Below are 17,613 nucleotides of genomic sequence, written 5' to 3'. Positions count from 1 at the left end.
CACGCCCCCCCCCCTCCCAACGCACAAAAAAAAACACCCCCCCCCCCCCCCCCCCCCCCCCCCCCCCCCCCCCCGGCCTCGGGGTTGGTGTGTCCGGATGTCAGCCGGGGATGGTGCACTCGAAGGCGTGCAGGTACGCGTTGACCGGGCGGATCTCGCCGATGACCAGGCCCGCGTCCGTCAGCCGGTCCACCATGCTCTGCCGGGTGTGCTTGGCGCCCCCGACGTTGAGGAGCAGCAGCAGGTCCATGGCGGTCGTGAACCGCATCGACGGGGTGTCGTCGACCAGGTTCTCGATGACGACGACACGGGCGCCGGGACGCGCCGCCCTGCGGACGTTGGCCAGCGCCCTGCGGGTGCTGTCGTCGTCCCACTCCAGGATGTTCTTGATGACGTACACGTCCACCTGGACGGGGATGTCCTCGCGGCAGTCCCCTGCCACGACCCGTACCCGGTCGGCCAGCGAACCCCCGGCACGCAGGCGCGGGTCGGCGTTCTCCACCACCCCCGGCAGGTCCAGCAGGGTGCCGTGCATCGTGGGGTGCTTCTCCAGCAGGCTCGCCAGGACCTGCCCCTGACCGCCTCCGATGTCGGCGACCGAGGACACGCCCCGGAGGTCGAGCAGCGCCGCGACGTCACGGGCCGACTGCTCGCTGGACGTCGTCATGGCGCGGTTGAACACGTGCGCGGACTCGGGGGCCTCCTCGTTGAGGTACGTGAAGAACTCCCGGTCGTACACGTCCTCGAAGACGTTGCGGCCCGAACGCACCGCCTCGTCGAGCTTGGGCCAGACGTTCCACGTCCAGGGCTCCGTGCACCACAGCGCGATGTAGCGCAGGCTGTGCGGGTCGTCCTCGCGCAGCAGGCGGGACATCTCCGTGTGGGCGAAGGTGCCGTCGGGGCGCTCCGTGAAGACACCCTGGCACGACAGGGCGCGCAGCAGCCGGCGCAGCGTCTGCGGCTGGGACTTCACCGCCGCCGCCAGGTCCTCGACGGTCATGGGCGTGTCGTCCAGGGCGTCGGCCACGCCCAGGCGGGCGGCCGCACGTACGGCGGCGGCGCACGCCGCTCCGAAAACGAGTTCCCGCAGCCGCATGGGCGGCGGGGGAGCCGGTTCAACGGTCGTCATCGAATGCCTCGCTTTGCTGTGGTGCTGTCTGGGGGGAGGTGGGGAGCGGGGCGGTCAGCACATTCCGGCGGGCTCGGAGACCGAGCACCGGTTGCCCTGGAACGTGTTGCCCTTGCCGGTGTCCCGGTTGGCCAGGTCGGCGGGGCCGTTGCGCAGCACCACGTTGTCGCGGATCTCGTTGCGCTCGTTGAGGGCGCCGACGAAACTCTTGAACAGCACGATGCCGCCGGAGAGCGGAGAGGTGCCCACGTTGTCCTCGACCCGGTTCCTGGTCACCAGCGTCTTCTCGGTGCCGGTGAGCACGATGCCCGAGCCCTGGAGGAAGGGCAGGCGGGCGGTCGCGGGACACTTCTTGTTGTTCTGGTACACGTGGTTGCGGCGCACGCTCAGCGCGCCGGCGCGCGGCGCGGACTCGTCGCCGACGACGAAGACTCCGGTGCAGTTGCCGGTGATCTCGTTGTGGTCGACGGTGAGGTTGCGCAGCCGGCGTACCGTGACGCCGATCCGGTTGCCGAGCAGCCGGTTGTCGCTGATCAGCAGGGCCTTCGCGTCCTGCGCTCCCTCCTCCCGGTCGACGGTGTTGGACACGAACAGCCCCGCGTCGCCGTTGCGCTCGGCGATGTTGTGGCTGAACACGCCCCGCACGGAGCGCTCCTGGGCGAGGCCCCACTGGCCGTTCTTCTCCGCGGTGACGCCCTGGACCTTGAGGTGGTCGGTGCGCGTGGCCCACAGGCCGCTCTTGGTGAAGTTCTTCAGGGTCAGTGAGCGCACGGTGACACGCTCGACGCGCCGGCCTTCGGTGCCGGTCACGCAGATGCCGTTGCCGGCCTTGGCGCACGCGCTCTTCGAGGTGGCGTCCGGCACGATGACGGTCGAGTCGGCGTTCATGCCCCGCAGGGTCAGGTTCGACGTGGTGATGCTGACGCTCTCGTGGTAGAGGCCGGGCGAGAGCAGGACGGTGTCCCCCGGCTTCGCGGCGTCCACGGCTTTCTGGATCGATTCGCCCGGCTGTACCCGGTACACCCGCCAGCTGTCGGACGTCGGGGCTGCGCCCAGCCCCGACGCCACGGCCACGGCGGTGCACGAGAGGAGGGCCATCTGTCGTTTGGTCATATGGCGAAGCTATGAGCGGGTGTTCCGGCCCGCCACCGCTGATCACCCAGGCGGGAAGCGGCTCCCGCGGGTCGACCCGGGCGGCGGCACCGAACGGCTCACCCGCCTGCGCCCGGCAGGTGACACGGCGTCGGAAACGCCGGGCGGTGGTGTCGGCGTGCCGCCGACGGGGCGGAGGGGCGTGTCAGCGTGCCGCCGACGGGGCGGAGGGGCGTGTCAGCGTGCGGCCGACGGGGGCGGCAGGCGCATCTCGGCCAGGTCGGGAGGGATCGGCGTGTCGGGCCGGAAGAAGGGTGCCGACTCACCGTCGCTCGCGGTGGCGGGCGCGTCGGTGAGCCGGAAACGGTCACGCAGCCTGCCGTAGAAGTCGGTGGGGCCGAGCCGGATGAGCCGCACCCGCTGCGGGGCGCGGAAGACGCCGATCCAGTCGCCCGGGTCGAGGACTCCGCGCAGTTGGCCGTCGACGCTCACGGCGGCCTGCCCGGAGTGCGGCAGCACCCGCAGGGCCACCGGTTCGTCGGGGGCGGCCACGACCGTGCGGTTGAACGTCATGTGGGGTGCGATCGGGGTGAAGACGACCGCGTCCATGTGGGGCGAGAGCACCGGACCGCCGGCGGCGAAGCTGTAGGCGGTCGAACCGGTGGGGGTGGCCACGGCGACGGCGTCGGCCGCGTAGGAGGCGAGCAGCCGGCCCGCCACGTACACCCCGACGCTCACCTGGTGGTCACGGGCCAGTTTCTCCAGCACGACGTCGTTGAGGGCGACCACGTCCAGGGCCAGTCCCCAGCCCTGTCCTTCGGTGCTCTCGGGCCGGACGCGCGGCGGCGGAAGCGCCGGGCCCCGGCCGTAGCGGAGAAGGGCCTCCATCTCCTCCGGGATCTCCAGGGCCCGGGAGGCGCGCATGGTCAAGGTCATGCGTTCCTCCACCACGGCGTCGCCCCGGTGGACGGCCTCCAGGGCCTCGGTGACCTGACGCACCGGCACCTCGGTGAGGAAACCGACCTTGCCCAGGTCGACACCGAGGACACTCGCCCCGCTCCTGATCGCGATCCGGGCCCCGCGCAGGAAGGTGCCGTCGCCGCCGAGCGTCACCACCAGGTCCGGGTGCCCGGCCGCCTCGGCCTCCTCCCGGCCCCCTCTGCGCTGTTGGTCCTTGCTCCAGACGTCGATGTCGGTGCAGGGGATGCGGTGCTCCGCGCACCAGGCGTGCACCGCGTGCGCCGCGTCCCGTGCCGCCGTACGTCCCTGGTGCACGACCAGTCCCACGCGCTGAACGGACATGGCAGCCTCCTGATGGGTACGCCGTCTGTGCAGCAACGTACGGCAGCGGCCCCGCGCCCGCATGAAGGGCCGCGTCCACGTCACCGCCCGGGCGCGCGGCGCGGGTGACCGTCCCGCCGCCGGGCTGTGCCCCGGGTGCCCGTGGCGGCCGCGGGGACACGCTCTAAGGTCGTCCGGTGACCAGCAGCCACGCGACGTGTTCCCCCGACCTCGACGACGACGCCGGTCCGGCGGCGCCGCCCGGTGCCTGGCCGGAGCGGCTGCGCCGGTTCGGCCACTCCGCGCGCCCGCCGGCCGACGTCCGCCTGCGTCTGGTGCCGCCCTTCCCCGAACCGGGAACCCGCGTCTGGCGGTGGCTGGGCCTCGGTCCGGGGCCGGCGTACCGCCTGGCGCGGGCCATGGGATGGCTGGGGCCGGTGCTCGTCGCCGTCTTCGCCGGAGCGATCCGCTTCTGGCATCTCGGACAGCCGCGGAAACTCGTCTTCGACGAGACGTACTACGCCAAGGACGCCTGGTCCATGCTGCGTCTCGGCTACGAGGGGACCTGGCCGGACCACAAGATCGCCGACCCGCAGGTCCTGGCGCACCCGCAGGTGATCCCGCTGTCCGACACCGGGGCCTTCGTCGCGCACCCGCCGGCGGGCAAGTGGGTGATCGCCCTCGGCGAGTGGCTGTTCGGACTCCAACCGTTCGGCTGGCGCTTCATGACGGCGCTCCTGGGGACGCTGTCGGTGCTCATGCTGTGCCGAATAGGACGCCGCCTGTTCCGCTCGACGCTCCTCGGGTGTCTGGCCGGTGCGCTGATGGCGGTGGACGGTCTGCACTTCGTGATGAGTCGCTCCGCCCTGCTCGACCTGGTGGTGATGTTCTTCGTCCTGGCGGCGTTCGGATGTCTGCTGGTCGACCGGGACCGTGCGCGGGCCCGGCTCGCGGCGGCCCTGCCGACCGGCGCGGACGGCCGGGCGGGCCCCGACCGGGACACCGGCGACCGCGCCGGGACGGGACCGCGTCCCTGGCGGATCGCGGCCGGCGTCTTCCTGGGCCTGGCCGCGTCGAGCAAGTGGAACGGCCTGTACGTACTGGTCTTCTTCATGGTCCTGACCGTGCTGTGGGATGTCGGCGCCCGCCGCGTCGCGGGGGCGGGCCGCCCGTGGCGGGCCGTGCTGCGCCGGGACCTCGGCCGGTCGGTGCTGTCCGTCGCCGTGGTCGCCGTCGTCACGTACCAGCTGACGTGGACCGGCTGGTTCCTGTCCGACGACGGGTACGGGCGCCACTGGGCCGACGGCCGCGGCGGCACCTGGTCGTGGATTCCGGCGCCCCTGCGCAGCCTGGCGCACTACGAGTACGGGGTCTACCAGTTCAACGTGGGGCTGCACACCCCGCACCGCTATCAGTCCAACCCCTGGAGCTGGCTGGTCCTCGGCCGCCCCGTGGCCTTCGACTACGCGGCGCCGAACCCCGGCCAGGACGGTTGCCACACCGCGGCCGCCTGCTCGCAGGAGATCCTCGCCCTCGGGACGCCACTGCTGTGGTGGGCGGCCTGCTGCGCCCTGGTGTACCTGCTGTACCGGTGGGCGCTGCGCCGCGACTGGCGTGCCGGCGCGGTGCTGTGCGCGGTGGCCGCCGGCTATCTGCCCTGGTTCCTGTACCAGGACCGTACGATCTTCTCCTTCTACGCGGTCGTCCTGGTGCCGTATCTGTGCCTGGCGGTGGCCATGCTGGTGGGCGCCCTGCTGGGCCCGCCGGGGGCGGAGGCGGGACGCCGCCGGGTCGGGACGGTGGCCGCGGGCGTGCTCGTGCTGCTCATCGCGTGGAACTTCATCTACTTCTTCCCGATCTACACCGGGCAGACGATTCCCTACGCGTCGTGGTCCGGGAGGATGTGGCTCGACTCCTGGGTCTGAGCCGCCGCAGTCGCTGGAGGCCGACATCGAGCAGGCCCGTGCGGAGCTGGAACCGGTGGAGCCCGGCGAGCTGGACGCGGACCCGGCCCTGGCGGCGTCCGCGCTCGCCTTCGCCGCGCTCCAGGCCGTGGAGCAGGCCCTGCCGGAGTACCGCGGCAGCGCCGTCGGACGGGTTCGCCGCGCCTTCGCCGGGCGGCGACACGGACGGTGCGGTGATGGCGTGAGCGGCGAGCCGAGCGGGGTCGACCTCACGCGCCAGGCCCTGGACGCGGCGAAGAAGAACGGCACCACCCGCGAGGAGAAGCCGAAGCGGCGCACCGGCACGGTCGTACGGCGCGACAGCCGTGAACCGCTCGGGCTCGGCAGTGCGATCAGTCCTACTGGAGTACCGACTCATGAACCGCCCCCTGCGGTCCGGCGGGTGTGGCCTGTCGGGCTGCTACTGGCTGGGTGAGGTGAACAGGCTGCGCAGCGTTTGGGCGGCTGTTTCGCGTAGCCAGGTGTGGGCGGGGTCGTTGTCGTGGCGTTGGTGCCAGAGCAGGTGCAGGGGCACTTCGGGCAGGTCGAGTGGCACTGGCAGGGTGGTCAGGCCGAGTTGGTCGCGGGCGGAGCGGGTGGCCGCGTCGGGGAGGGTGACCACGAGGTCGGTGTCGCGGGCGAGTTGGAGTGCGGTGGCGGTGGTGGGGGCGGAGGCGATGACGCGGCGTTCGTGGCCGAGGGCGCTCAGGGCGTCGTCGATCCGGTTGTGGAGGAGTCCGCGCCGGGAGACGGTGAGGTGGTCGGCCGCCGCGTATCTCTCGGGGGTGACGGGCTGTCGGGTGAGGGAGTGGCCTGGGCGGACGGCCAGGACGAGCCGGTCGCGGCCGATGAGGCGGTGGCGGATGTCGGGCAGGGACGGCGGGCCGGCACTGGAGGCGAGGTCGACCTCACCGCGGCGTAGCTCGGGGGTGTCGTCACCGGGCTCGGCGGTCAGCCGGAGTTGCACCCCGGGGGCCTGGCGGTGCACTGCGGCGATCAGGGCGGTTGCACAGGTGGTGGTGAGGGCGTCGTGCCAGCGGACGGTGAACACCCGCTCCAGCCCCGCCAGGTCGAGTTCCGTCTGAGCGGACAGCAGGTGGTGGGCCTGCTGCACCAGGGCGTGGACCTGGGTGCGCATGGCCAGGGCGCGGGTGGTGGGAGTCATGTGGCGTCCGGTGCGGACCAGGATCTGGTCGCCGGTGGCTTTGCGGATACGGCCCAGAGAGCGGCTCATCGCCGGGGAGGTGACATGAAGGCGGGCGGCGGCACCCTGGACGCTTCCTTCCTCGAGGAGCGCGTCCAGGGCGGCGAGGAGGTTCAGATCCAGTTGCATGCCAGTAACTATACAAGTAACAAGGATGCACTTGCTGTTAACAGTGGCGGCTTCTACCTTCGAGGTGCGGGGCAGGGACAGCGTCCCTGAACACCCCGCTCATACCGACCCGAGGGAATGCCCCATGCCTTTTGACGCCGACGCCGCGCTCCTGTCCGCGGTGACCGCTGCGCTGGACGTCCTGTCCTCGATCTGATCGGCTCCCCGCCGCACCACCCCGGCCCGGCCACCCCCACTCGCCATCGCGCGGGCAGAGCCGGGTGTGGTGGGTGTGCACGAAGGCGCGTGCGCCTGGGCGTTCAGGGCGGCCCCCGTCACAGGCTCCGACCGGAACCGGCGGCATCAGCACCGGCGAAGGGCCGGCCATCGGAGCCGGCTGACGAGCATCGCGTCAGCACGTCGGCTCTGCACACCGACGCCCTCGCCCTGCTCGCCGCAACCCCTTGAACCCCGCCCTCGGCCGCCTCGCGAGTCGACCTCGGTGGCCTCGCATCACCCGCACACGAACAACCACCGCTGAAGCAGCAGCTTCTGCTCATGTCCCTCACCTCTCGGAGGTCCCTGCCATGTCCACTCCTGCCAAGTCCGCTCCTGCTGTGCCGACTGCGGTCACCGACGACTCGGCGATGCTCCCCGCCGTCGTCGAGGTCGCCGAACGGATCGGCGCCCGCGTACTTGCCCGCTACTCACCAGATGCCCGACCGGCCACCCGTGAGGCCATCATGAGCCGCTTCGGACCTATGGAAGAAGAAGCCGCCGAGGGCGTTCAGGCGGCCCTGGCCGCGATCCGGCCGCAGGCCACCTGGCTGGGCGAGGATGAGGAGGAACAGCACCAAGGCGGCCTGCCCGCCGGCGAATGGTGGGTGAGCGACATCGTCGAAGGCGCGATCAACCACCTGCACGGGCTGACCGAATGGGGCACCACCATCACCCTGGTCCGCGACAACGAGCCTGTGCTCGGCGTGGTGCATCAGCCCATCGGCAACGTCACCCACACCGCCGTGCGCGGCGGCGGTGCCTTCCGCAGCGGAACCCGGCTGCAGGCGTCCGCCAAGACCGACCTCACCGTGGCAATGACGACCACCAGCCAGGACGGCGGCGACGACCAGGCGCAACGCCGGCGCATGGCGGAGGCGTTCGCCGCCATGCTGGGCAGCGCGTTGCTGGTACGCAGCACCATCCCCAGCACCTTCCCGCTGCTGGGTGTGGCCGCCGGCCAGTACGACGCCTACTGGCAGTTCCAGCCCGAGATGTCAGGGGTGGGCGCTGGTGTGTTGCTCGCCACCGAAGCCGGCGCGATAGCCACCGACCTGTACGGCCGGCCCTGGCGGTTGGGCGCCGACCTGCTGGTCGCCGCGCCAGGAGTGCACGCCGCCGCTCTGAACGTGCTGTCCAGTACCACCTGAACCGCCGCGCCATCCGTCACCCGGCAGAAATCGCCAAACCCCCAAGTACCGCCTGTATATAAGGAGTTCGACCATGCATGTCACCATTCTGGGCGCTTCGGGTGCCACCGGGCAGCAGCTGGTCCAGCAGGCCCTTGATCGTGGCCACACCGTCACGGCCGTCGCCCGTAATCCCGACAGCCTCGCGGCCACCGGCCATGACGACCAGCTGATCCGAGTGCGCGCCGACGTACGGGACACCGACGCCCTCGGCCGTGCGCTCAAAGACGCCACCACCATCATCTCCGCACTGGGTATCCCCAGCCGTGACCAGGTCGGTGTGCTGACCGCGGGTGCTCGTGGCGCCGTGGCCGCCGTCCCCGAGCGCATCATCTGGATGGGGGCGTTCGGTACCGGCGCCTCCGCCGGCGCGGCCGGCGCCCTGACGCGCACCCTGCTGCGGGCCATGGGTGCCGAACTCACCGACAAGGTCACCGCCGACACCACCATCCTCGACGCCGGGGGCACGGTCTTTCACTGCGGGCCGCTGTCCGCCGGACCGCTCAGCGAACACCGCCGCACGGTGGACCTGAGCCAGGCACCCCATCGGCTCTTCCCTGCCCGCGTCAGCCGCGCCACCGTCGCCGCCGCGATGCTCGACGCGGCCGAAACACCGGACCTGCCCGGCGGCACCTACGTGCCCCTCGACCGCTGAGTGTCTGCCTGGCGTACACGCTGCTCCATCGAGGCCGGTCAGCGGCTGCTGCGCGAGGAACAGGTCCGGTCTGCGTGCCCGCCTGCGAGGCGGCGGTGTCTGCGAGGTCGCGGTGGGCCTTCGCCCGGTGGTAGAGGGCCCTGTGCTGCAGGTCGTCGGGGAGTGGGCGGCCGTCGACGACCGTGGTGAGACGGGCGGCGGTGCGTGAGCGGTGTTCGTGCCGGGAGATCGCCGACTCGTCCGGGGGCCGGCATCCGCCATCCGGCACGTCAGCCCTCGGGCCGTCACGCCGCCGGGTCACACCGTCAGCGCGTCACGCCGCCAGCCCGGCCGCCAGCGTCGCGCCGAGGTTCCAGCACGCCTCGGTGTCCGCCCGGCCCGGCTCGCCGGTCACGGTGACCGGTTCGGCGCCGCGGCGCCAGCCCAGGCCCGTCGTGATCGACTCGATGCCGCGCACGGCGCCGGTGACATCGTTCCCCCCGTGCACGTAGTAGCCGAAGGGCCGGCCGCGGGTGGTGTCCAGGCACGGGTAGTAGACCTGGTCGAAGAAGTGCTTGAGCGCGCCCGACATGTAGCCGAGGTTCGCGGGCGTGCCGAGGAGGTAGCCGTCCGCGGCCAGCACGTCCGACGCCGTGGCGGCGAGCGCCGCGCGCCGCACCACCCGGACGTCCTCGATCTCCGGGGCCGTCGCACCGGAGACGACGGCCTCGAACAACGCCTGGCAGTTCGGCGAGGGCGTGTGATGCACGATCAACAAGGTGGCCACAGCGGGAACCCTGCCGTGCCCGCGCCGCCCGCCGCAAGCCGGGCCGGTGGCACCGCCCCGCGGCGGGTGCGCCGGCCGCGTGCCGAGTCACTCTCCCCGCGACCGGCGGCAACCCTGCCCGGCGGCGTCACAGGGCCCGGGAACGGCCGCACCGGGCCACAGCGGTGGGCCGTGCTGTCTGGTCGCGGCCGCTGCCGAGCAGGCGGATATTGGGAGGGGGAGGTGTACCCCGGGCGTACCCGGCGGCTCGGCGACGACCCCACGCAGTCGGAGGGGCGGTGCTCACCTCGAAAGCTCCAGACGACTCGTCCGCCCTCGACGGCCGGGACCGGCCCGCGCCTCCACTGAGCTGGCGTGTGGTGTTGTTCTGGCTGATCGGCATCACCGCCGTGCTGACGGTGACCGGCGTCGTCCTGGGCCGCGAGACCCGGCTGGCGCCGTTCCTGATCGCGGTGCCCGCGCTGATCGCCGGGCGCGGCACGGTACGGCAGACCGGAGTCGCCTCGGTCTGGACGACCGTCGTCATCGCGGCCTCGCTGTGGGACACCCCGATGGGCACCATGGGCGCCGACGCGGCGGTTGTCGTCTTCGCCGTCCTGTTCAACGGTCTGAGCGTCGCGCGCGCCGCCCAGCGGGTCCACCGGGAGAAGGAGATCGCCCGGCTGCGGTCCGCGGCGGCCGCTCTGCAACGCCAGCTCCTGCGCCCGTTCCCGCTGGTGACCGACCAGCTTCTGGTGCACGGCCTGTACCAGCCGGTGGAGGAGGACAGCCGGGTGGGCGGCGACGTCTACGAGGTCGTGGCCTCCCCCTACGGCAGCCGCGTCTTCATCGCGGACGTCCAGGGCAAGGGCCTGCCCGCCATCAGCGCGGCCTTCGCCGTGCTCAGCGCCTTCCGGGAAGCGGCCGTGGCCGAGCCGACGCTGACCGCCGTCGTCGACGCCCTGGAGGAGGCGGTCCTGCGGCACAACTCCTTCGCCGCGCAGGTCGGTGAGCGGGAGCGGTTCGTGACGGCGCTGGTCCTCGGCATCGACTCGGAGCAGGAGGTGCAGGTGATCAACTGCGGGCATGTGGCGCCGCTGCTGCTCCACAGCGAGCGGGCCGGGCCCGTGCTCCGTACGGACCCCTGCGTCCCGCTCGGCCTCGACGCGCTGGCGCCGGAGCCGCGTACCGTCGAGTGGTTCACCTTCCCCCTCGAAGGCACGCTCCTGCTCTGCACCGACGGTGTCACCGAGGCACGCGACCCGTCGGGCACCTTCTACCCGCTCGACGAACGGGCCCTCGGCTGGGGCGACATCCTCCCCAAGGACGTTCCGGCCGCGCTCTACCGCGACCTTCGCCGCCACACGGCGGGCACGCCGACCGACGACACCGCGGTGCTGGTGCTGCGCAGGAGGGGCGGCCCCGAACTGTGAGGCGGGACGGAACGGGACGGGTGGCGCAGGTGCGTCATCCGGCGGCGGCCGCCGTCACCGTGGCGGGGTCGACGCCGGTCAGTTCCACGACGCGGTGCGGAGGTACGCCGGCCGCGAGCGCGCGCCCGATGAGAGCGTCCCGGTCGTCCGTGCTGTCGCGGTACGCCATCAGCTCCTCCTCCGCCCGGGCCACGGTCTCGGGGGCCGTCTGCCGGCGCAGCAGGTTCAGTTCCTCCTCGCTCAGCGGGACGGGCAGCCGCTCGGCGTGTTCCGGGATGGCGCCCGTCTCCTCCGGGGGCAGCAGGCGCAGCTGCGGGGACGTCGCCGTGGCTCCCTGCGCTTCGAGCCACGCGCGCACCGCGGGAGTGTCCATGCACGACAGCTCGCCGACGGCGGTCGGCGGCAGGCCGAGCGACACATGCGGGTCGTCCAGCAGGAACAGGTAGGCATCGTCGGTCATGCTCGGCTGCCTTTCGAACGGGCGGGCCCACTCAGGCGTGGGCCGGTCGCGGTCCCTCTACCCCGCCTTCGGCCGGATTAGCGGGGCGTCCGCGCGACGGGACACACGTTCACCCGGACGGCCCTGCGTCCCGGGTCGCCATGCCCGCCCGGTACGCCCCGCGTCCGGGCGGCGCCCTGCCCGGCCGGGGGCCGCATGGCGGTCAGCCCGTTTCCCGGGCCGCCGCGGCGACCCGGGGGCCGGCGTGACGGCCCGGGAGTCGGCGTGACGGCCCGGGAGTCGGCGTGACGGCCCGGGAGTCGGCGTGACGGCCCGGGGGCCGCCGCGGCGACCCGGGGGCCGGCGTGACGGCCCGGGAGCCGCGGCCGGCCGGCCGACGCCCGGGAGTCGGAGTCAGCCGGTCGGCGGGACGGCCCGGGAGTCGCGGTCAGCCGGTCAGCGCGGCCTGGACCACCGCCCTGGCTTCCTCCTGCACCTGTCGGAGGTGGTCCTGCCCGAGGAAGGACTCGGCGTAGATCTTGTAGACGTCCTCGGTGCCCGAGGGGCGGGCCGCGAACCAGGCGTTGGCGGTGCTCACCTTGATGCCGCCGATCGCGGCGCCGTTGCCGGGCGCCTCGGTGAGCACCGAGGTGACCTCCTCGCCGGCCAGGGTGTCCGCGGTGACCTGGGCGGGCGAGAGCTTGGCGAGCAGGGCCTTCTCCTCGCGGGACGCGGGGGCGTCGATGCGGGCGTAGGCGGGCTCGCCGAAGCGGGCGGTGAGCGCGGTGTAGTGCTGGGACGGCGTCTTCCCGGTGACCGCCGTGATCTCACCGGCGAGCAGGGCCAGCAGGATGCCGTCCTTGTCGGTGGTCCACACCGAGCCGTCCCGGCGCAGGAAGGACGCGCCGGCCGACTCCTCTCCCCCGAACCCGATCGAACCGTCGGCCAGTCCGTCCACGAACCACTTGAAGCCCACGGGTACCTCGACGAGCCGGCGTCCGAGGTCGGCGGCGACCCGGTCGATCATCCCGGACGACACCAGGGTCTTGCCGATGCCCGCCTCGGCGGCCCACCGCTCGCGGTGAGAGAAGAGGTAGGAGATGGCGACGGCCAGATAGTGGTTGGGGTTCATCAGGCCGGCGTCCGGCGTGACGATGCCGTGCCGGTCGGCGTCCGCGTCGTTGCCGGTGGCGATCTGGAACCGGTCGCGCTGCTCGATGAGCGAGGCCATCGCGTACGGCGACGAGCAGTCCATACGGATCTTGCCGTCCCAGTCCAGCGTCATGAACCGCCAGGTCGGGTCGGTGAGCGGATTGACCACCGTCAGGTCGAGGGCGTGCTGTTCGGCGATACGGCCCCAGTAGGCGACGGACGCCCCGCCGAGCGGGTCGGCGCCCAGCCGCACGCCGGCCGTGCGGATCGCGTCCAGGTCCAGCACGTTCGGCAGGTCGGCGACGTAGGCGCCCAGGAAGTCGTGGCGGCCGGTGCCGGGTGCGGTGAGCGCACGGGCGTACGGGATGCGCCGTACGCCCTTCAGGCCGTCCGCGATGATCTCGTTGGCCCGGTCCTGGATCCAGGAGGTGGCGTCGGAGGCGGCCGGTCCGCCGTTCGGCGGGTTGTACTTGAAGCCGCCGTCGGCGGGCGGATTGTGCGAGGGGGTGACCACGACACCGTCCGCGAGGCCGGCGGAGCGTCCCCGGTTGTGGGTGAGGATGGCGTGGGACACCGCCGGGGTGGGCGTGTAGCCGTCCGCGGTGTCGATGAGCACCGTCACGTCGTTGGCGGCGAACACCTCCAGCGCGGTGACCCTGGCGGGCTCCGACAGCGCGTGGGTGTCGGCGCCCAGGAAGAGGGGGCCGTCGATGCCCTGGCCGCCGCGGTACTCGCAGATGGCCTGGCTGGTCGCGGCGATGTGGTCCTCGTTGAACGCGGTCGCCAGCGACGACCCGCGGTGCCCGGACGTACCGAACGCGACGCGCTGGCCCGGCTCGGCCGGGTCGGGGTGCAGTGCGTAGTACGCGGTGACCAGCCGGGCCACGTCGACGAGATCCTCGGGACCCGCCGGTCCGCCCGCTCGCTCGTGCTGCATGTGCCCGCTCCTCCACATCGGTTGACTGACGGTCCCATCTTTCCCCGTCCCACCCGGCCGCCGCGACCACGCGACCGCGCGGGATGCGGTGCCGGGTCGGGCGGGGCCCCGGCATCGGCTGCCGCGTTCCCCGACCGCGCGACTCGAACCGCGCCGTGCGGCGGCAGGCGTCCTGTGGCCATGCACCGTCCGGGCCGGCGGTGGGGCGACACGTCGGCAGCCCGGCGCGGGCCGCTCCCCGGTAACCGTCCGCCCCTTGGGGACGCGCGCCGCACCACCTCCGGCTGCACCGTGATGTCGAGCGTGCCGGCGGGGCCGGGCCTCACCGAGTCGCGCGTCCGCCGACATCGCGGCGACGATCGCCTCGACCGCCGCTGCGGCCGGCAGGCCCGGCGGCAGCGGCGGGGCGGCGCCCGCGACCGCGCGCCTCGCGAACCCCGTCTCGACGTGCGGCAGCCTGATCTCCAGCACCTTCACACCGGACGGCGTCTGCTCCCGCCGTACCACCGTCGGCCAGGCGGCGAGTGCGGCCTTGGCCGCGGCGTGGTCGGCCCTGCCGGCCGGCGCGGACCGGGCGACGACGCCGGTGATCGCGGCGATCATGCCGCCCGGCGCCAGAAGGAAGGGACGCGCGCAGGAACGCCGGCGGCGTCAGCGTGTCACCGTGATCAGGGGTTCCGCCACCGCGTCGCCGAGCGTGTCGGCCGGCCCGAAGGCGGCGACGCCGACGCAGACGACGACCGCGTCGAGGCCATCGTGCTCGTCCGCCGCCCACTTCACGACGCGTCCGCACGAGTCGAGGTCGCAGGCGTCGAAGGCATGGGAGGGGGCGCGGGCGCCGGCGCCGGCGCCCCGTGCGAGGGCGCCGGGGTCACGGCCGGCCACGAGCACCGCGGCGCCCCGGTCGCTCAGCCACCAGGCCAGGACCGAGCCGGGGTGTCCCGTGGCACCGGCGATGAGGACCCGCGCACCGCTGCCGTCCATGTCGTCGTACCTCCCGTGGCCGGCCGCACGACGTGGCGGCCGACACCGCTCACGCCCGTATGCCTCCCTTTCGGGCCGCGTCGGGCGGCCGGACGCACAGGGAACGGCATGACCTGGGCGTGGTGGCCGGCCCGGCTCCGGTGCCGCCTCAGCGGTCGCCCTGCGTGAAGCGGGGCACGCGCAGGGCCCGGCGTTCGGCCGCCGTCATGCCGCCCCAGACGCCGTCGCTCTCGCCGTTGCGCAGGGCCCAGGATCGGCAGGCCGTCATCACCGGGCAGCGGTGACACACCGCCCGGGCCCGTTCGATCTGCGTCCTGGACAGGCCGACCTCACCGAGGGGGAAGAAGAGCTCGGGGTCCTCGGAGCGACAAGCCGCCCGCTCGCGCCAGTGGCCTCGAGGAAAGTTCATCACGACCTCCGCCGATCGCTGCGCCGCCCCGTCCGGGCAGCTCGAAGAAGCGGCGCAGGCAGCACCGCGGGACCCGGCAGAGGTGTGGACAATATAGGCTTTTTCTGTCATTCGAGCCAGATGAATCCCGGCGGCCCCGCAGAGTCGCGACGAGCGCACACGACGCGTTCGGTCTACCGGCCCCTCCCGGGCCCCGCCGGCGGGGCCGCATCCGAAGGGCTCGGCGCGGCCGAACACCTGACGGCGGCGGCCGTACCGACCCGTCCGTCTCCCGGCGCGCGGACCCGCCCTCTCGGCCGCCGCCCACCCGTCGACAGGAGGGCCCGACCTCATGAAGCTCCCAGGAATCGGCGGCCCGGCCCTGCGCGAGCAGCTGGGCGACGGCCTCTTCGCCCGCGTCGCCGGACCCGACGGCCCCCGCAACCGCGCCCGCATCCACGGCACGCCGGGACCGCGCTGGTTCGGTCCCGAGCGCCCCATCCGCAGGGTGCACGGTGACGCCTCGATGTTCATCGGAGGACTGTCCGCGCTGCTGTTCCAGTCTCTCCACCCGCTCGCGATGGCCGCCGTGGCCGCCCACTCGGGGTACCGCGGAGACCCCTGGGGGCGCCTGCAGCGCACGAGCACCTTCCTCGCGGTGACCACGTACGGGACCGCCGAGGACGCGCAGGAGGCGTGCGAGCAGGTCCGGGCGGTGCACGAGCGGGTGCGGGGTACGACCCCCGAGGGCGAGCCGTACCACGCCGCCGATCCCCGTCTGCTCGGCTGGGTCCATGCCGCGGAGGCCGACAGCTTCCTGCGGGCCCATCAGCGCTACGGGTCCCGCCCGCTGTCCGAAGAGGAGTGCGACGGGTACGTCGCCGACACCGCGCGGGTCGCCGCCGCCCTGGGCGCGGTCGATCCGCCCACCAGCCGAGCCGAGCTCGCGGAGCGGCTGGAGATGTACCGCGCCGAACTGCGGGCCACCGCCGCGTCGCGGGCCGCCGCCCGTTTCCTGCTGCTGGAGCCGCCGGTCCCGCTCGCCGTGCGGCTCCCGTACGGCGTCCTCGCCGCGAACGCCGTGTCGCTGCTGCCCTCCTGGGCCGCGAGGGAACTGCGGCTGCCCCGGCTGCCGGTCGTGGACGAAGTGTGCGTACGGCCGCTGGGCGGGCTGATCACCTCGGTGGTGCGCTGGGCGATGGCACCCTCGCGGCCCGTGACGTCGGCGCCCGCGCACTGACCGCGCACTGACCGGACGCCGCCAGGATCCCTCCGGACGACGGCGGCCGGCCGGGACCCCTCGGGTGAGGGAATCCCGGCCGGCCGGCGTCAGGCGTCATCCGCTTCGGCGGGACACCGCGACCCCTCGGTGTCCGTGCGCCGGCGTCACCTTCTGCGGCTGCGGCCCGACCAGGCGCTCCCGATGCCGGCGACGTGCAGGGCCAGCAGCGTGAGCCCGATCAGCATGAAGTTCGTGGAGGTGAAGGTGTCGTTGGTCGAGATGTCGGCCGCGTTGATGAGGAACGCTATGAAGAACAGGACCGCAGCGATGATGCCGAGCATGGATTCCTCTTTCCCGAGTGGTGTCGTCTTTCCGACGCAGTGAGACCCGCATGCCCCGAGGTCGGCGAGAAACACAGCGCGTCCGCCACCGAAATGGCGGACAAATACCGCATCAGCGTGGGCCGTTGACACACAAGGGGCCAAAGCGGTTGCCGACCGGTCCCGCCCGCCGCCACTCACCACGAGGCGAGACGTGACATCCGTGGCCGGGGGCGGCGCGCGGGCCCCCGGTACTCCCCCGGCCGGCACAGGTTTGCCCGGCGCCGCAGCGGTCACGCGACGGGGATGCCGCAGAGTCATCCCGCCACCGGGCACAGCAGACGAACCGACGGCGGAGCGCGCCTCCCCCGCCGACGGGGGTGTGCGAGGTGAGCGCGACACAGTCCACGCAAGCCACGAGGCCCGAACAGCCCGTACCAGCCGCGCGATCCGTGCAGCCCGTACCCGCGCCGTCCGAGAGTCGGCCGGAGACGGCGGGGGCGGGGCAGCGGGACGCGTTCTTCGACAACGCGAAGTACCTGGCGATCGTGCTCGTGGCCGTGGGCCACTCCTGGGAGCCGCTGCGCTCGGACAGCAGAGCCGTCACCGCGCTGTACATGACGGTCTACGCGATCCACATGCCGGCGTTCATCATTCTCTCCGGCTACTTCTCCCGTAGCTTCGACGCCGCCCCGCAGCGCGTCAAGCGCCTGGTGACCGGCGTGGCCCTGCCCTACGTCGTCTTCGAGGTCGCCTACACCCTCTTCACCCGGTGGACCGACGGCGCCCCGGACCGGCCGATCACCCTGCTCGAACCGCTCTATCTGACCTGGTTCCTGGCGGCCCTGTTCATCTGGCGGCTGACCACCCCGCTGTGGCGGACCCTCCGCCGGCCGCTGCCGACGGCGCTGGCAGTCGCGATGCTGGCCACGCTGTCACCCGACATCGGCGAGGACCTCGACCTGCAACGGGTCCTGCAGTTCCTGCCGTACTTCGTGCTCGGCCTGTGTCTGCGGCCCGAGCACTTCGGCCTGCTGGGGGGGGGGGGGGGGGGGGGGGGGGGGGGGGGGGGGCGGCTCGGGTTAGCTGTCCGTCCTGCCCCATAGTCGCGCTAG

The 17,613-nt window shown here is 73.0% G+C and carries 16 protein-coding genes and 1 pseudogene; 7 read left to right on the top strand and 10 right to left on the bottom strand.

Translation table 11 applies throughout. The features are described 5' to 3' along the window. Positions 1-100 precede the first annotated feature (100 nt). The 3 genes from AC07AZ_RS34150 to AC07AZ_RS34140 form a co-directional block, all read right to left on the bottom strand. Positions 101-1,129 (bottom strand): methyltransferase, encoded by a 1,029-nt coding sequence (locus AC07AZ_RS34150; protein ID WP_478854623.1) that lies wholly within the window; start codon positions 1,127-1,129, stop codon positions 101-103. A 54-nt stretch (positions 1,130-1,183) separates the two neighbouring features. Then, complete coding sequence (locus AC07AZ_RS34145) at positions 1,184-2,242, bottom strand: right-handed parallel beta-helix repeat-containing protein (RefSeq protein WP_478854622.1); 1,059 nt, start codon at positions 2,240-2,242, stop codon at positions 1,184-1,186. 216 nt (positions 2,243-2,458) lie between these two features. After that, on the bottom strand, positions 2,459-3,523 hold the full coding sequence (locus AC07AZ_RS34140; protein ID WP_478854621.1) for an NAD(+)/NADH kinase: 1,065 nt from the start codon (positions 3,521-3,523) through the stop codon (positions 2,459-2,461). 176 nt (positions 3,524-3,699) lie between these two features. Here AC07AZ_RS34140 and AC07AZ_RS34135 point away from each other — a divergent pair, with 176 nt between their 5' ends. Together AC07AZ_RS34135 and AC07AZ_RS34130 are read left to right on the top strand one after the other, a co-directional pair. Beyond that, the gene (locus AC07AZ_RS34135) at positions 3,700-5,427 is read left to right on the top strand and encodes a dolichyl-phosphate-mannose--protein mannosyltransferase (RefSeq protein WP_478854620.1); all 1,728 of its coding nucleotides are present in this window, start codon (positions 3,700-3,702) and stop codon (positions 5,425-5,427) included. A gap of 55 nt (positions 5,428-5,482) precedes the next feature. Continuing rightward, on the top strand, positions 5,483-5,881 hold the full coding sequence (locus AC07AZ_RS34130) for a hypothetical protein (RefSeq protein WP_478854619.1): 399 nt from the start codon (positions 5,483-5,485) through the stop codon (positions 5,879-5,881). On the opposite strand, the gene AC07AZ_RS34125 is transcribed toward AC07AZ_RS34130, so the two are convergent. Then, positions 5,867-6,778, bottom strand: a complete 912-nt coding sequence (locus tag AC07AZ_RS34125; RefSeq protein ID WP_478854618.1) for a LysR family transcriptional regulator — start codon at positions 6,776-6,778, stop codon at positions 5,867-5,869. The two genes, AC07AZ_RS34130 and AC07AZ_RS34125, sit on opposite strands and share 15 nt — an antisense overlap. Positions 6,779-7,344: 566 nt before the next feature. Here AC07AZ_RS34125 and AC07AZ_RS34120 point away from each other — a divergent pair. Then, positions 7,345-8,184: an inositol monophosphatase family protein gene (locus AC07AZ_RS34120; RefSeq protein ID WP_478854617.1), complete on the top strand. Its 840-nt coding sequence runs from the start codon at positions 7,345-7,347 to the stop codon at positions 8,182-8,184. A 73-nt stretch (positions 8,185-8,257) separates the two neighbouring features. After that, positions 8,258-8,878: an NAD(P)-dependent oxidoreductase gene (locus AC07AZ_RS34115; protein ID WP_478854616.1), complete on the top strand. Its 621-nt coding sequence runs from the start codon at positions 8,258-8,260 to the stop codon at positions 8,876-8,878. Between the two features lie 313 nt (positions 8,879-9,191). On the opposite strand, the gene AC07AZ_RS34110 is transcribed toward AC07AZ_RS34115, so the two are convergent. Then, a complete protein-coding gene (locus AC07AZ_RS34110) occupies positions 9,192-9,644 on the bottom strand; it encodes a flavodoxin family protein (RefSeq protein WP_478854615.1) in 453 nt (150 codons plus the stop codon). Positions 9,645-9,922: 278 nt separating this feature from the next. Here AC07AZ_RS34110 and AC07AZ_RS34105 point away from each other — a divergent pair, with 278 nt between their 5' ends. Then, the gene (locus AC07AZ_RS34105) at positions 9,923-11,056 is read left to right on the top strand and encodes a PP2C family protein-serine/threonine phosphatase (RefSeq protein ID WP_478854614.1); all 1,134 of its coding nucleotides are present in this window, start codon (positions 9,923-9,925) and stop codon (positions 11,054-11,056) included. Positions 11,057-11,090: 34 nt separating this feature from the next. Here AC07AZ_RS34105 and AC07AZ_RS34100 read toward each other — a convergent pair whose 3' ends face one another. From AC07AZ_RS34100 to AC07AZ_RS34085, 4 genes are all read right to left on the bottom strand, one after another. Continuing rightward, positions 11,091-11,516: a DUF6003 family protein gene (locus tag AC07AZ_RS34100; RefSeq protein WP_478854613.1), complete on the bottom strand. Its 426-nt coding sequence runs from the start codon at positions 11,514-11,516 to the stop codon at positions 11,091-11,093. A 427-nt stretch (positions 11,517-11,943) separates the two neighbouring features. Next, positions 11,944-13,584 (bottom strand): phosphoglucomutase (alpha-D-glucose-1,6-bisphosphate-dependent), encoded by a 1,641-nt coding sequence (gene pgm / locus AC07AZ_RS34095; RefSeq protein ID WP_478854612.1) that lies wholly within the window; start codon positions 13,582-13,584, stop codon positions 11,944-11,946. Positions 13,585-14,235: 651 nt separating this feature from the next. Next, positions 14,236-14,568 (bottom strand): SDR family oxidoreductase, encoded by a 333-nt coding sequence (locus AC07AZ_RS34090; protein ID WP_478854611.1) that lies wholly within the window; start codon positions 14,566-14,568, stop codon positions 14,236-14,238. Between the two features lie 148 nt (positions 14,569-14,716). Then, the gene (locus AC07AZ_RS34085) at positions 14,717-14,977 is read right to left on the bottom strand and encodes a WhiB family transcriptional regulator (RefSeq protein ID WP_478854610.1); all 261 of its coding nucleotides are present in this window, start codon (positions 14,975-14,977) and stop codon (positions 14,717-14,719) included. Between the two features lie 331 nt (positions 14,978-15,308). On the opposite strand from AC07AZ_RS34085, the gene AC07AZ_RS34080 reads away from it, so the two are divergent. Beyond that, the gene (locus tag AC07AZ_RS34080) at positions 15,309-16,196 is read left to right on the top strand and encodes an oxygenase MpaB family protein (RefSeq protein WP_478854609.1); all 888 of its coding nucleotides are present in this window, start codon (positions 15,309-15,311) and stop codon (positions 16,194-16,196) included. A 146-nt stretch (positions 16,197-16,342) separates the two neighbouring features. Here the strand turns inward: AC07AZ_RS34080 and AC07AZ_RS34075 are convergent, their stop codons facing one another. Then, positions 16,343-16,519 carry a hypothetical protein gene (locus tag AC07AZ_RS34075; RefSeq protein WP_478854608.1) on the bottom strand — a complete coding sequence of 59 codons (177 nt, stop codon included), beginning with the start codon at positions 16,517-16,519 and terminating at the stop codon, positions 16,343-16,345. A gap of 431 nt (positions 16,520-16,950) precedes the next feature. Between AC07AZ_RS34075 and AC07AZ_RS34070 the strand changes: the two are divergent. Next, positions 16,951-17,535: pseudogene (locus AC07AZ_RS34070) on the top strand (acyltransferase family protein); the annotation flags it as partial. Positions 17,536-17,613: the final 78 nt, after the last annotated feature.

It is taken from the genome of Streptomyces sp. NPDC043878, from assembly GCF_056435735.1.
Note: the sequence above shows the minus strand (reverse complement) of the source record. Positions and strands in the feature narration are given on the sequence as shown.

Excerpts from the sequence above, each read along its gene's own strand:
- AC07AZ_RS34115 (WP_478854616.1), top strand. The coding sequence starts at position 8,258 with ATGCATGTCACCATTCTGGGCGCTTCGGGTGCCACCGGGCAGCAGCTG.
- AC07AZ_RS34125 (WP_478854618.1), bottom strand. The coding sequence starts at position 6,778 with ATGCAACTGGATCTGAACCTCCTCGCCGCCCTGGACGCGCTCCTCGAG.
- AC07AZ_RS34145 (WP_478854622.1), bottom strand. The coding sequence starts at position 2,242 with ATGACCAAACGACAGATGGCCCTCCTCTCGTGCACCGCCGTGGCCGTG.
- AC07AZ_RS34120 (WP_478854617.1), top strand. The coding sequence starts at position 7,345 with ATGTCCACTCCTGCCAAGTCCGCTCCTGCTGTGCCGACTGCGGTCACC.
- AC07AZ_RS34100 (WP_478854613.1), bottom strand. The coding sequence starts at position 11,516 with ATGACCGACGATGCCTACCTGTTCCTGCTGGACGACCCGCATGTGTCG.
- pgm (WP_478854612.1), bottom strand. The coding sequence starts at position 13,584 with ATGCAGCACGAGCGAGCGGGCGGACCGGCGGGTCCCGAGGATCTCGTC.
- AC07AZ_RS34090 (WP_478854611.1), bottom strand. The coding sequence starts at position 14,568 with ATGGACGGCAGCGGTGCGCGGGTCCTCATCGCCGGTGCCACGGGACAC.
- AC07AZ_RS34080 (WP_478854609.1), top strand. The coding sequence starts at position 15,309 with ATGAAGCTCCCAGGAATCGGCGGCCCGGCCCTGCGCGAGCAGCTGGGC.
- AC07AZ_RS34140 (WP_478854621.1), bottom strand. The coding sequence starts at position 3,523 with ATGTCCGTTCAGCGCGTGGGACTGGTCGTGCACCAGGGACGTACGGCG.
- AC07AZ_RS34075 (WP_478854608.1), bottom strand. The coding sequence starts at position 16,519 with ATGCTCGGCATCATCGCTGCGGTCCTGTTCTTCATAGCGTTCCTCATC.
- AC07AZ_RS34085 (WP_478854610.1), bottom strand. The coding sequence starts at position 14,977 with ATGAACTTTCCTCGAGGCCACTGGCGCGAGCGGGCGGCTTGTCGCTCC.
- AC07AZ_RS34150 (WP_478854623.1), bottom strand. The coding sequence starts at position 1,129 with ATGACGACCGTTGAACCGGCTCCCCCGCCGCCCATGCGGCTGCGGGAA.